The 13,154-nt window shown below is 64.7% G+C and carries 10 protein-coding genes; 4 read left to right on the top strand and 6 right to left on the bottom strand.

Annotated features, from left to right (window positions below):
* Position 1: 1 nt before the first annotated feature.
* From ACQCSV_RS10105 to ACQCSV_RS10080, 6 genes are all read right to left on the bottom strand, one after another.
* Entirely contained in the window at positions 2–895 is an 894-nt protein-coding gene (locus ACQCSV_RS10105; protein WP_354155035.1) for a ComEA family DNA-binding protein, read from the bottom strand.
* A 74-nt stretch (positions 896–969) separates the two neighbouring features.
* Positions 970–1,998, bottom strand: coding sequence for a DegV family protein (locus tag ACQCSV_RS10100; RefSeq protein WP_354155034.1), 1,029 nt, complete (start codon positions 1,996–1,998; stop codon positions 970–972).
* A 57-nt stretch (positions 1,999–2,055) separates the two neighbouring features.
* The gene (gene leuS, locus ACQCSV_RS10095) at positions 2,056–4,587 is read right to left on the bottom strand and encodes a leucine--tRNA ligase (protein WP_354155033.1); all 2,532 of its coding nucleotides are present in this window, start codon (positions 4,585–4,587) and stop codon (positions 2,056–2,058) included.
* Positions 4,588–4,924: 337 nt separating this feature from the next.
* The gene (glpK, locus tag ACQCSV_RS10090; protein WP_354155032.1) at positions 4,925–6,439 is read right to left on the bottom strand and encodes a glycerol kinase GlpK; all 1,515 of its coding nucleotides are present in this window, start codon (positions 6,437–6,439) and stop codon (positions 4,925–4,927) included.
* Between the two features lie 47 nt (positions 6,440–6,486).
* The gene (locus ACQCSV_RS10085; RefSeq protein ID WP_354155031.1) at positions 6,487–7,239 is read right to left on the bottom strand and encodes an MIP/aquaporin family protein; all 753 of its coding nucleotides are present in this window, start codon (positions 7,237–7,239) and stop codon (positions 6,487–6,489) included.
* A 94-nt stretch (positions 7,240–7,333) separates the two neighbouring features.
* The gene (locus tag ACQCSV_RS10080) at positions 7,334–9,145 is read right to left on the bottom strand and encodes a glycerol-3-phosphate dehydrogenase/oxidase (protein ID WP_426938374.1); all 1,812 of its coding nucleotides are present in this window, start codon (positions 9,143–9,145) and stop codon (positions 7,334–7,336) included.
* A gap of 124 nt (positions 9,146–9,269) precedes the next feature.
* On the opposite strand from ACQCSV_RS10080, the gene ACQCSV_RS10075 reads away from it, so the two are divergent.
* Genes ACQCSV_RS10075 through ACQCSV_RS10060 form a run of 4 tightly spaced genes read left to right on the top strand, consistent with a single transcriptional unit; the run spans position 9,270 to position 13,138 of the window.
* The gene (locus tag ACQCSV_RS10075; RefSeq protein WP_354155030.1) at positions 9,270–10,244 is read left to right on the top strand and encodes a sugar-binding domain-containing protein; all 975 of its coding nucleotides are present in this window, start codon (positions 9,270–9,272) and stop codon (positions 10,242–10,244) included.
* A gap of 10 nt (positions 10,245–10,254) precedes the next feature.
* Complete coding sequence (locus tag ACQCSV_RS10070) at positions 10,255–11,124, top strand: aldo/keto reductase (protein WP_354155029.1); 870 nt, start codon at positions 10,255–10,257, stop codon at positions 11,122–11,124.
* Between the two features lie 11 nt (positions 11,125–11,135).
* Positions 11,136–12,065 carry an alpha/beta hydrolase gene (locus ACQCSV_RS10065; RefSeq protein ID WP_354155028.1) on the top strand — a complete coding sequence of 310 codons (930 nt, stop codon included), beginning with the start codon at positions 11,136–11,138 and terminating at the stop codon, positions 12,063–12,065.
* The gene (locus ACQCSV_RS10060) at positions 12,062–13,138 is read left to right on the top strand and encodes a glycosyltransferase family 1 protein (RefSeq protein ID WP_354155027.1); all 1,077 of its coding nucleotides are present in this window, start codon (positions 12,062–12,064) and stop codon (positions 13,136–13,138) included. Before ACQCSV_RS10065 ends, ACQCSV_RS10060 begins: the two co-directional genes overlap by 4 nt.
* Positions 13,139–13,154: the final 16 nt, after the last annotated feature.

The raw sequence follows: 13,154 nt of genomic DNA, 5'->3' as shown, positions 1-13,154 counted from the left end.
CTCAGACCCTTACCAGGGGAAGAAGCGTTTCGAGCATCTTGGGGCCCACGCCGTCCACGGCGTCAAGATCCTCAACCGATGTGAAGGAGCCGTGTTCCTTGCGCCAGTCCACGATCCGCTGAGCCAGTACTGGCCCGACTTTCGGCAGCGCATCCAACTCTTCGACGCTTGCCGTGTTGAGGTTGACCTTTCCTCCTGCTGACGCGGTCCCACTATTGCCAGGCTCCTCCCCAGCTTCCCCGGGTGGGCCGGACGATCCGGCGGGGACTTCTTCGCCGGCCTGGGGAACGTAGAGCTTTTGTCCGTCCGTCAGTACGGCAGCAAGGTTAAGCCGGTTCAGGTCTGCAGCGGCCGTGCCGCCGCCTGCCGCGGCGATTGCCTGGTGAACCCGGCTGCCCGCGGGCAACTGCACAACCCCGGGCACGGCGACGGCCCCGGCCACGTGGATGATGACGGTGCCGGCCTGTGTACTTTCCGGCGCCAGTTCACGCTGCCCGGCCCCGCGTGGCTCGGGGCCGTGGCTGACCACCCCCTCAGGCATGCTGCCCTGGGCGGAGCTGTCACTCAGTGGCCTGACTTCGGGCTGACCGGCGGCTACCTGAGCCCAGAACCAGACGCTGCCAAGTACCGCGATGGCGGCAATGAGCAAAGCGACACGCAGGCCCACCCGCCACCTCAGTAACGGTCCCGTCCTCTCTGTACCGGCAGGGGAATCATCAGCGGCCCCCGAAGCGGCGTCGTCACAGGAACCGTGAGCCGCCCCGTCGTACTCAAACACCCTATCGCCGCCGTCGGTGAGCAGTAGCCCCGGGCTGGCTCCGAGCGTGGACCGCAACCGGTCCCGGGCATGCCGGGCCCCCTGGCGTGCTGCTGCTCCAGCGTCCCGGCGTGACATGCACCCAACGCTAGGGAAGCATAGCCGCCGGGGACAGTCCCGGCTGCACCTATGTGGAAACCGCTAGTCCGAAGCTACGACGTCGAAGCTGCCGGGAGCTCCGACTCGGGGTTCCGCACAGTTGGGCCATTCTCCCCCACGATCACCGCGAGCACACCAAGCCCGGCGTGGGCTGCCAGGACGGCTGGCAGGGAGCTGATCTGGGCAGGCGGGCAGCTGGGCAAGGCGGCGGACAGCCGGGCTGCCAAAGCCTCTGCCTCGGCCGGATTACCGAAGTGGTGGACGGCAAGGCGGGCCTGGCCATGGGGGCGCGATGCGGCGTCCGCGGTGGCCAGCTCCTCGAGGCGGGCGACAGCCTTGACTGCCGATCTGACCTTTTCCAGCGGTATGATCTTGCCGTCGTCGACGGCAAGGATGGGTTTGATGGCGAACATGGTCCCCAGCAGCGACGCGGCCGCGCCGATCCGGCCGCCCCGGCGGAGCTGTTCAAGGCTGGGCACGTAGAAATAGACCTTGGTGCGCGCGAACTGCGCCGCCGCCGCGGCTGCTACGGCTGTGATGTCGCTGCCTGCCGCGGCTGCCGCCACCGCGGCCTGCACACCCATGCCCAGAGCCATGCCCACAGTGGAGGAGTCGAGGACTTCCACCGGGATTGCCACCCGGGTGGCCGCGAGCCTCGCCGCATCCGCGGTCCCGGACAAGCCTCCGGAGATGTGAATGGAGACCACGCTTTCATAGCCCAGGCGTTCAGCGGCCAGGAAGACCTGTTCAAACTGTCCCGGTGACGGGCGGGACGTCTTGACCGATGTGCCGCTGGCGAGTGCCAGCGCAATGGTTTCGGTGATGTCGTCTTCGCCCTCGCCGTAGATTTCCGCGCCCACCATAACGGGCATCGGGATGACAGTCAGGCGTCCGTCACCGGCGCACGAACGCACCCAGTCGGGCGGCAGTGCGGAGGCAGAGTCGGTAACCACTGCGGTACGGACGACGACGGCGGGCGCCACCGGGACTGGCGACAGTTGCGTGCCAGGGCGCGGTGCAGGACGGAGGGCAGACAGACGCTCCCGGAGCCAAAGCCAGGCAGCGGCGTCACGGTCGGGCAAGAACGCCTCCTGCTCTAGGACCGGCCGCCAGTTGGAACCGGCGGCCGGTGTCCCGGGTTAGGCCGGGACGATGTTGACCAGTTTAGGCGCTCGCACGATCACCGTGCGGATGCCGCGGCCGTCAAGCGCGCGCTGGACGTTTTCGCTGGCCAGGGCCAGTTCCCGCAGTTCGTCTTCGCCGATCCCCGGCGAGACTTCGACGCGGTCACGGACTTTGCCCTGGACCTGGATCACCGCGGTGACGGTTTCCTGGACCAGCAGCGCTTCGTCGTGTACCGGCCAGCCGGCGTTCGCCACGGACGCGGGATGGCCCAGGACGTTCCACATGTCCTCCGCGGTGTACGGCGCGAAGAGGCTCAGGATGACGGCGACGGCTTCCGCCGCCTCCCGGACGGCAGGATCCGCCCCGCCGGCGCCGCTGGCTGCATCTATGGTTTTGCGTGTTGCGTTGACCAGTTCCATGAGCTTGGCCACCACCACGTTGAACTTGTTGGTGTCAAGCAGCGCGGCGGCGTCCGCGATGGTGCGGTGAATGACGGAGCGCAGGGCACGGTCACCGGCGGCGACAGCGGCACCCGGCTCACTGGTGACGTCCTGCGCCAGGCGCCAGGCACGGGCCAGGAACTTTGCGGATCCCGACGGCGAAACGTCCGCCCAGTCGACGTCGTCCTCCGGCGGGGACGCGAAGATCATGGTCAGACGCACGGCGTCCACGCCGTACTTGTCCAGCTGCTCGCTGAGGTCTACACCGTTGCCCAGCGACTTGCTCATGGCCTTGCCCCCATTGAGGACCTGGCCCTGGTTCAGCAGCGCGCTGAACGGTTCGTCCACGTCGATCATGCCGAGGTCGTGGATGACCTTGGTGAAGAACCGGGCGTACAGCAGGTGCAGGATGGCGTGCTCCACGCCGCCCACATATTGGCCCACGGGCATCCACTCGTTGATCTTCGCCGGATCGAACGGGCCTTCGGTGTACTGCGGTGAGACGAACCGCAGGAAGTACCAGGACGAATCCACAAACGTGTCCATGGTGTCGGTATCGCGCTTTGCAGGCCCGTGGCAATTGGGGCAGTCAACGTTGACCCAGGCCTCAGCGGCGGCCAGCGGTGACGTGCCCTTCGGGGACAAGTCTTCGCCGCGCAGGTCAGCCGGCAGCCTGACAGGCAGCTGCTCGTCAGGAACGGGAACCTCGCCGCAGGCAGGGCAGTGGATGATCGGGATGGGCGTGCCCCAGAACCGCTGGCGGCTCAGCAGCCAGTCACGCAGGCGGAAGTTGACGAACTTCTCGCCGGTGCCCTGCTTCTCGAGGATGCCGATGGCAGCGGGGATGGCATCTGCCTTCGGCAGCCCATCGAGGATGCCAGAGTTGATCAGGGTGCCCTCGCCGGAGGTGGCCTTGCCGGAAACGGTGGGGTCCTCTTCGCCGGTGTCAAGCACGGCACGGACGGGCAGGTCGAACGTCGTGGCAAAGTCGAGGTCGCGCTGGTCGTGGGCCGGGACAGCCATGATAGCGCCGGTGCCGTAGTCGGCCAGGACGTAATCAGCAGCCCAGACCGGCAGCTTTTCACCGTTGAGGGGATTGACGGCGTAGCGGCCGGTGAAGACACCAGTCTTTTCTCGTTCGGTGGACTGGCGTTCGATTTCGGTCAGTGCCTTGACCTGTTCGCGGTAGGCGTCCAGGGCGGCGGCGTGCTCCTCGGTGACAAGTTCGACGGCGATCGGCGCGTCGGCGGCCACAACAAAGAACGTGGCACCGTACAGGGTGTCCGGTCGGGTGGTGAAGACGGTGACGTCCTTGGCGGGCTTGCCGCTGTCGGCTTCGATCACAAAGTTGACGTGGGCACCTTCGGAGCGCCCGATCCAGTTCTTCTGCATCGCCAGCACGCGCTCGGGCCAGTGGCCGCGCAGCCCGTCCATATCATCGAGCAGGCGGTCAGCGTACTCGGTGATCTTGAAGTACCACTGGTTCAGGGACTTCTTGGTAACGGGCGTTCCGCAGCGTTCGCAGGCACCGTTGACCACCTGTTCGTTGGCCAGAACGGTCTGGTCCTTGGGGCACCAGTTGACCGGGGAGTCCTTGCGGTACGCGAGGCCCTTCTCGTAGAAGCGCTTGAACAGCCACTGGGTCCAGCGGTAGTACTCGGGGTCCGAGGTGTGGACACGCCGGGACCAGTCCGCGGAGATCGCGTAACGCTTGAACGAGGCCGCCTGGGTGTCGATGTTGGCGTAGGTCCACTCGCTGGGGTGGGCGTTGCGCTTGATGGCGGCGTTTTCCGCCGGCAGCCCGAACGAGTCCCAACCGATCGGGTGCAGGACGTCGAAGCCCTTTTGCCGCAGGTAGCGGGCCACAACATCGCCCATGGCAAAGGCCTCGGCGTGGCCCATGTGCAGGTCACCCGAGGGGTACGGGAACATGTCCAGCACGTAGCGGCGCTCGCGGGAACCATCATCCACCGGCGTGAAAACCTTGAGGTCTTCCCACACCTGCGGCCACCTTGCCTCCATCGCCGCGAAGCTGTAGGCACCCTCATCGGGTGTTACTGCCGCCACTGCTGCTGTTCCGGTCTCTGTCTCCGGCTGAACGCTCACTGCTGCCCTCTTCTGTTCTGTTGTGGCATCGGTGCTGCCACAACGGTCTGATCCCCTCTGTTGCCGGCCCGTCAAACGTGCCCGGACACACAAAAGCCCCTCGCCATGGAGGGGCAGCCGCACGGCATTCCGGTTGTTTCCGGACACCGGGCGGCTAGCTAAGCAGAAGGATCGCACGCATAGGTCTACTTTAGCGCACGCGTCCCTTCACCTAAACGTAAGTCGCCACGATCGGTTCACTGTAGATGACGTTGACGGAAGCCGCACCTGCCCCGGGTGTGGTGGGCACCGCGAAGCGGGCGGGGCAGGTGCGGCTTCCGTCAACGACGGACTCAGGCTATTTCACATCCTCGTCGACCCAGTCCATGGACTTCGTCACGGCCTTCTTCCAGAGGCGCAACTGCCGGTCCTGCTCGGTCTGGTCCATTTGCGGCTCCCACCGCTTGTCCTCGGCCCAGTTGGCCGAGCACTCGCCAAGGTCCTTCCAGAATCCGACGGCGAGGCCGGCTGCGTAGGCGGCGCCCAGCGCGGTCGTCTCCACCACTTTCGGACGGATCACCGGCACGCCCAGGATGTCCGCCTGGAATTGCATCAGAGCGTCGTTGGCCACCATGCCGCCGTCGACCTTCAACTCAGTGAGCGGAACGCCGGAGTCAGCATTGACTGCGTCCAGTACCTCGCGGGTCTGGAACGCCGTGGCCTCAAGCGCCGCCCGGGCGATGTGGTTCTTGTTGACGAACCGGGTCAGGCCCACAATGGCGCCGCGGGCATCCGAACGCCAGTACGGGGCAAAGAGCCCCGAGAACGCCGGCACGATGTAGACGCCGCCGTTGTCCTCAACGGCCGCCGCCAGCGTTTCCACTTCCGGCGCGCTGCTGATCATGCCGAGGTTGTCCCGGAGCCACTGGATCAGCGAACCGGTGACCGCAATAGAGCCTTCCAGCGCATAGTGCGTGGGGGCGTCTCCGAGCTTGTACCCGACCGTGGTGAGCAGTCCGTTTTTCGAGTGAACGATCTCCTCGCCGGTGTTGAAGATCAGGAAGCAGCCGGTGCCGTACGTGTTTTTGGCTTCACCTGCTTCGAATGCCGCCTGGCCGAACGTGGCCGCCTGCTGATCGCCGAGAATGCCGGCGACAGGCACTTCGCGCAAGAGTTGCGACGTATGCACGGTGCCGTAGACCTCTGAGGAGGACTTGATCGCCGGCATCATGCTCAGCGGCACGCCGAAGATGCCCAGGATCTCCTCATCCCAGCTCAACGTTTCGAGGTCCATGAACAGGGTGCGGGACGCGTTCGTGACGTCTGTGGCGTGCACTCCGCCGTCAACACCGCCCGTCAGGTTCCAGAGGACCCAGGAATCGGTGTTTCCGAAGACCAGGTCACCGGCGTCCGCCTTGGCCCGTGCGCCGTCGACGTTGTCCAGGATCCACTTGATCTTTGTCCCGGAGAAATACGTGGCTAGGGGCAGGCCCACCTTCTGCTTAAACCGCTCCGGCCCGCCGTCCTTCGCCAGCTCATCCACGATGTCCTGGGTCCTGGTGTCCTGCCAGACAATCGCGTTATAGACGGCCTCGCCGGTGGTTTTGTCCCAGACGACGGCGGTCTCGCGCTGATTGGTAATCCCGACGGCGGCGATGTCGTGCCGGGTCAGGTTCGCCTTGGAGAGCGCGGAAGCGATCACCTCGCGGGTGTTGTTCCAGATCTCGGCAGGGTTGTGCTCTACCCAGCCCGCCTGCGGGAAGATCTGCTCGTGCTCCATCTGGCCCGAGGACACGATAGTGCCGCTGTGGTCAAAGACGATGGCGCGGGAGCTGGTGGTGCCCTGATCGATGGCGATTACGTATTGGTTCATGGTGACGTCCTTGTCTGTATTTTTTGTGTGTGTTTTTGATGCAGTTACTAGCCGGCGATGGCGGGCATGATCATGGGAACCAAGAGGGCCACCAGACCGGCAAGGGTCCCTCCGATCAGCGGCCCCACCACGGGGATCCACGAGTAGGCCCAGTCACTTGAACCCTTGCCCTTGATGGGCAGGAGTGCGTGTGCGATGCGCGGCCCGAGGTCACGGGCGGGATTGATGGCATAGCCCGTCGGTCCGCCCAGTGATACACCGATGCCCACCACGAGCAGGGCGACCGCCAGCGGCCCCAGGCCCGAGGGCGTCCCGCCAAGCGTCAGGATGACGAAGACCAGGACGAACGTACCGATGATCTCCGTGACGAGGTTCCACGGTACGGATCGGATGGCCGGCCCGGTGGAGAACGTTGCGAGCTTGTTGGCTGCCACGGGCTCGGCATCAAAATGCTGCTTGTACGCGGCCCAACAAACGACCGCGCCCAGGAAGGCGCCGACCAGTTCACCACCGAAGTAGGTGAATGTGGACGCGACATCTACCGGGACGTCCTTGGCATACTCCTTGCCGCCCTTGACCAGTAGGCCCAGCGTGACGGCGGGATTAAGGTGGGCGCCGGATTTGGCGGCAACAAAAACACCCGCGAACACGGCGATCCCCCACCCCCAGGTCACCATCAGGAACCCGCCGCTGTTGCCTTTTGTGCCCTTCAGGGCCACGTTGGCCACGACACCACACCCCAGCAGGGTGAGCATCGCCGTTCCGAAGACTTCGGAAAGAAAAACAATTCCAAGAGACATCATTGACTCCTCTATTTTCTATTTTGCGGTCCTTCGCGGGTTGAGGGACCGTTGAACCGGAGCGCTTTGACGCCCCGGCTGCAGCCTGGTCTGCCTAGGCCACCAGGCTGTGGATCTGTACGCGGTGGAATCGCTCCAGTACTTCCCGCGCATGCTTGATCTCGTCGGTCCTGGCTGTGGCATCCCAGCCCAGCGGGGCGGACAGGACGTCCGCAACCTCGACAAGAAGTTCTCCGGTGACAAGTCCACGGAAGGCGAGCGACGTACGCCTGATCAGGACATCGATGAGGTGCCCGATCTGCTCATTCCGGGCCATGAACTCCAGCTCCCGGACACTGAGTTCACGGGTGGAACGGAGCAGCCTGTCCGGGCCTGCATCAAGGTAGCGGATCACGTCGTCTGCCCTCGTGCCGTAACGCGTCAAGAGGACGGCAGAGCGGTCAGCATCCCGCCCTGTACCCATGTGCGCCTTGATCCATTTCTGGATGCCGGCCTCATTCTCGGGGAAACCGGCACCGCCTCCGATGGCGAGCTTCGCCGTGGAGACCTTCCGCTCCATTCCCAGCTCGGCAAGCACATCATTTGCCATGTGCTCGGCCAACGCCCGGAATGTGGTCCACTTGCCCCCCACCAGGCTGAGTACGACCGCGGTTCCGGCGCCGGGCACCGCGGCATCCGGGGTGCGCCGTTCGATGCTGTAGTCGCGCGAAACAAACCCAGGCTGGGTGGCATCGTGGCGTGGCAGCGGGCGGACGCCGGAGAACGTGTAAACGATCTGGTCACGCTGCACGCTGATGTCCGGGAAGACGTGGCCGATCAGGTTAAAGAAGTAGTCGATCTCCTCGTCCGTGCACACGGCGTCCTGCGTCATGTCCGCATTGATGTCAGTGGTTCCTACCAGGACCCGGTCGCCCATGGGGTAGATGAGGACAATCCGGCCGTCCGTGTGTTCAAAGAAGATCTCCCGGCCTTTGCAGGCCTCGAGCAGGACCGGGTGGTCCAGTACGATGTGCGATCCTTTTGTGCCGCCCATAAAGGCCGACGCCGCCCCCATGGCTTCGTTGGTCAGGTCCACCCAGGCGCCGGTTGTGTTGACGATGACGTCCGCGGTGAAATCGAAGAGCTCGCCTGTCAGTTCGTCGCGCAGCTGGACCGTGGTGCCGGACTGTGTGGCAGGCCCGCCGAGAGAATGAAGTGCGAGGTAGTTGCTTGCCCGGGCTGTTGAGGTTTCCGGTCCGCCGTTGCCCTTGCCTGCTTTTTCGCCGTCCTGGAGCACATCGAGCGTGAGCCGCTCGGGGTTATGCACCGACGCGTCGAAGTATGTGGCGGCGTATTTGATGCCTGGGTGCAGCTGCGGCAGCTCGGCGAGGGCCCGCTTCCGTCCGCGGAACTGGTGGCGCGGCACGGCACCGCCGTCGCGGGAAAACGAGTCATACATGCTCAGGCCCAGTTTGATCAGGAACGCGCCGCGCTCCTTGGGCTTGCCCTGCTGTTTGTGCGTGAGGAACCGCAGGGGTGCGGACAGGACGCCGGAAAAGGTGCTGAAGATGGGGATGGTGGTCTGGAGGGGCTTCACATAATGCGGTGCGATCCGCAGGAGTCGGTTGCGTTCCACTACAGATTCCTGGACGAGGCGGAATTCTCCGTTTTCGAGGTAACGGATACCGCCATGAATCATGTGTGAGGACGCACCGCTGGCACCCTGGCAGTAGTCTCCACGCTCCACCAGGGCCACATCCACTCCCTGCAGGGCGAGGTCCCGGAACGTTCCCACGCCGTTGATGCCACCGCCGATGATCAAAACTTTGGCGTGCGGACGATTTCGCAGACCCTGGACCGATGCGCGCAGCACCGGGCCGTGGGCGGGCGTGGCTCCGCTGTGGCTGAATGAATCTCTGATTCCCAAAACTGCTCCCTGGGTTTATTGGCCTGCGGGCAACCGCCGGACGAACCGTCGTTCTTCAACTATTGTTTGGAGTATTGGAAAATGGAGTCAAGCACTATGCACAAACGTGCAGATTGGAGTCCGAATGACGCCTTCACGGCACTCAGATGCGCTCAGGGCTGCACAGATGTATTACCTCCAGGACCTGACCATGGACGCAATCGCACGGGAACTGCGGACGTCCCGGTCCACTGTTTCCAGGCTCCTCTCGGCCGCCAGGGATACGGGTTTGGTCCAGATCCAGATCCGCAATCCAATGGATACCGGCCCCGAACTCGAAAGCATGATCCGGCGCGAGTACAGCGTTGACGTGCACGTGGTTCCGGTGGTGGAGTCTCTGAACGAGGCGGAAACCCTGGACCGGGTGGCCATCCAGGCAGCACGAACCATCGGCCCCCTGGTGGATTCCAATGCGATCATCGGCGTCGCGTGGGGATCAACGCTCAGCGCCGTCAGCAGGCACCTCACCCGCAAGATCACGCACGATACCGTGGTGGTCCAGCTGAACGGCGCCGGCAACATGCACACCACCGGCATCACGTACGCGAGTGACATCATGCGACGCTTCGGAAGTGCCTACGGTGCACGCGTGGAGCAGTTCCCTGTTCCCGCATTCTTTGACCATGCGGCCACCAAAACCGCCATGTGGAATGAGCGCAGCGTGCAGCGCATCCTGGATTTGCAGGCCCGGATGAGCATCGCCATCTTCGGCGTTGGATCCGTGCACGCAGACTACCCAAGCCACGTTTACGCGGGTGGCTACCTGGACGAAAGCGATCTCAAGGTGCTTGCCCATTCTGACGTTGTGGGTGACGTCGCCACGGTGTTTTTCCGGCGTGACGGATCCTCCGACGGCATCGTCCTCAATGAACGCTCCACGGGTCCGGCCCTCTCCCAGCTGCGCCAGGTCCGGCGTCGGATCTGCGTGGTCTCCGGGGCATCGAAGATCAATGGCCTGCGGGGCGCCCTGTCCGCCGGCCTCGCCACCGACCTGATCGTGGATGAAGCCACCGCGCGCCGCCTGGTGGGGTTTGGCGGTGTCGCTTGGCCCAATGGGTAGAGTCAATGCTATGAAAACCTCACCCCGGCTCAGCCTTAACAACGGTGTGCTGATCGACCAGTTGGGCTTCGGGCTGTACAAAGTTCCGGCAGCGGAAGCCGCCGGCCTGGTGGCCACGGCCCTGGGCACCGGATACCGCCACTTTGACACGGCAGCCATGTACGGCAACGAAACCGGCGTGGCGCGAGGACTGGGCCCGGCCATGGATTCCGACGGCAGGAGCGGCGGCTCCGGGGAGTCCTCGCCCGGCCTGCGGCGCGAGGACGTATTTGTCACCACGAAGGTGTGGAACGATGACCAGGGGTACGACGCAACCCTCCGTGCCTTCGATACCTCCATGGTTAACCTCGGCCTGGACTACGTGGACATGTACCTGATCCACTGGCCCTGCGCCAATCGGGATCTGTTCAGCGACACGTACCGCGCCCTCGAAACGCTGTACCGCGAAGGGAAGGTCAGGGCCATCGGTGTCTGCAACTTCCAGCCGGCGCACCTGGACCGCCTGCTCGAGAGTGCCGAAGTGGTGCCGGCTGTGAACCAGATTGAACTGCACCCGTGGCTTCAGCAGGTGGAGCTCAGGGAGAAGCACCACACCCTGGGCATCCGGACTGAAGCCTGGAGCCCCCTGGGGCGCGGACACGTACTGTCGGATTCCGTGGTCCTGGCACTGGCGGCCGAGCACGGCCGCACAGCAGCCCAGATCATTCTTCGGTGGCATATCCAGTTGGGGAACATCGCCATCCCGAAGGCAAGCTCCGAGGCACGGATCCGGGAAAACCTGGACGTCTTCGGCTTTGAACTTTCAGACCGCGACACGGCAGCCTTGGCTGAGCTTGACCGCGGGCAGCGCACCGGGTCCCACCCCGACAACGTCAACTAGGACCGAGGGTCATGAAAACCGCCGATCAGCAGCCATCCCCCGCGCCGTCGTTCTTCAGCGCGGGGCTGGCGGCCCGCACCCGTGCCGCAAACATCGTGATCGACGGCACCGCCGTGGCGTATTGGACCTACGAACCCATCCAGGCCACCCCGGACACCCGCACCATCCTGGTGATCCACGGCTTCCGCGGCGATCACCACGGCCTCCTCCGGGTGGCAGACCAATTGCCGGAAATGCGCATCATTATGCCGGACCTGCCAGGGTTCGGCAGCTCCGCCGCGTTCGCCTCCGGTACACACTCGGTGGAACAGTACGGCACCTTTGTCACCGACTTTATGGCAGCGCTCGGCCTTGGTCCGGACACGGTGTTGCTAGGGCACTCCTTCGGCTCGATCGTCGCTGCCCATTTTGTGGCGACCCATCCGGGCGCCGTCGCTCCGCTGATCCTGATCAATCCCATCGCCGCGCCTGCCCTGGAAGGCCCCAAGGGGATCATGACCAGACTGGCCGTTCTCTACTACCGGCTGGCGGCCCGGCTCCCCCGTTCGCTGGGACTGGCGCTGCTGCGCAGTCCGCTGATTGTCAGGGTCATGAGCGAGGCCATGGCCAAGACGCCTGACAAAGAGCTGCGCGGCTTCATCCACGGCCAGCACCATGCCTACTTCAGTGCGTTCGCGAACCGGGAGAGTCTCCTCGAATCGTTCACAGCGTCGGTCAGCGGCCATGTTGCAGAGGTTGCCGGGAAACTGGACCTGCCGGTGCTCCTGGTCGCCGGCGAAAAGGACGAGATTGCCACCCTGCCCGACCAGCACCGCCTCGCCGGGCTCCTCCCCGACGGTGTCCTCAAAGTCATTCCCGGCGTCGGCCACCTGATCCACTATGAAACGCCCGGCCCCGCCGCCGGCTTCATCCGCAGCTTCCTTAAGGACCACCCCGCGTGAAGATTGTCATCGATGCACGATTCACCCGGACCGACCACCACGACGGCATCAGCCGCTACGGGGCCAGCCTCATCGCCGCCACCGCGAAGGTTGCAGACGTTTCCATGCTCATCAGCGACCTCCGTCAGCTGGCGCTGCTTCCGGATGTTCCGTACACACTGATCAACAGTCCGCTGTCCCCGCTGGAGCTGTTCGTGGCCCGCAGGGTCAACCCGCTGGGGGCCGACGTTGTGGTGTGCCCCATGCAGACCATGGGCAGCTGGGGGCGCAAGTACGGGCTGGTCCTGACCCTGCACGACCTCATCTACTACGAGCACCCTGCCCCCCCGGGATTCCTGCCGGCACCCGTCCGCGTGCTGTGGCGCCTGTACCACAAGGCGTTCTGGCCCCAACGGGTCCTCCTCAACCGGGCGGACACCGTGGCCACTATCAGCCGGACCACTGAAGCCCTGATGGCCAAGTACCGGCTCACCCAGAGACCGGTGCGGATCATCAGCAACGCCCCGCAGCCCGCGCAGGACCCGCGCGATCCCGCCGCCGGTGCAGAACATTCGCTCGTGTACATGGGCTCGTTTATGCCCTACAAAAACGTTGAAACGATGGTGGCCGGAATGTCCGGGCTGCCCGATTTCACCTTGCACCTGCTGAGCAGGATCACCGCGGATCGCCGGGCCGAGCTGGAGATCATGGTTCCGCCTGGCGCCAAGGTAGTCTTCCACAACGGGGTCACCGACGACGAATACACCGTCCTGCTCAAGCGGGCCACCGCACTGGTGAGCCTCTCCCGCGCCGAAGGTTACGGTCTCCCGCTGGTGGAGGCCATGGCCCTCGGCACGCCGGTCATCGCCAGCGACATCCCGATTTTCCGGGAAGTGGGCGGCGACGCGGCAGCCTACGTTGATCCCGCGTCCCCGGCAGAGTTTGCCGCAGCCGTGCAGAAACTGCGCGACGACGCCCACTGGCAGCAGGTGTCCCGCCGTTCGGTGGCGCGTGCCCGGGAATTCAGCTGGGACGAATCCGCCCAGCAACTGGTGGACGTGGTCCACGACATCATGGCACGCCGCGGACGCTGACGCCGCGAGTCCTCTA

The organism is Pseudarthrobacter sp. S3, from assembly GCF_050156905.1.
Classification (GTDB): Bacteria; Actinomycetota; Actinomycetes; order Actinomycetales; family Micrococcaceae; genus Arthrobacter.
This window is presented reverse-complemented; position numbering and strand designations above follow the sequence as displayed.

Bases quoted from the DNA above. Each gene is read 5' to 3' on its own strand.
- ACQCSV_RS10105 (WP_354155035.1), bottom strand. From the start codon at position 895: ATGTCACGCCGGGACGCTGGAGCAGCAGCACGCCAGGGGGCCCGGCAT.
- glpK (WP_354155032.1), bottom strand. From the start codon at position 6,439: ATGAACCAATACGTAATCGCCATCGATCAGGGCACCACCAGCTCCCGC.
- ACQCSV_RS10085 (WP_354155031.1), bottom strand. From the start codon at position 7,239: ATGTCTCTTGGAATTGTTTTTCTTTCCGAAGTCTTCGGAACGGCGATG.
- ACQCSV_RS10075 (WP_354155030.1), top strand. From the start codon at position 9,270: ATGACGCCTTCACGGCACTCAGATGCGCTCAGGGCTGCACAGATGTAT.
- ACQCSV_RS10070 (WP_354155029.1), top strand. From the start codon at position 10,255: ATGAAAACCTCACCCCGGCTCAGCCTTAACAACGGTGTGCTGATCGAC.
- ACQCSV_RS10065 (WP_354155028.1), top strand. From the start codon at position 11,136: ATGAAAACCGCCGATCAGCAGCCATCCCCCGCGCCGTCGTTCTTCAGC.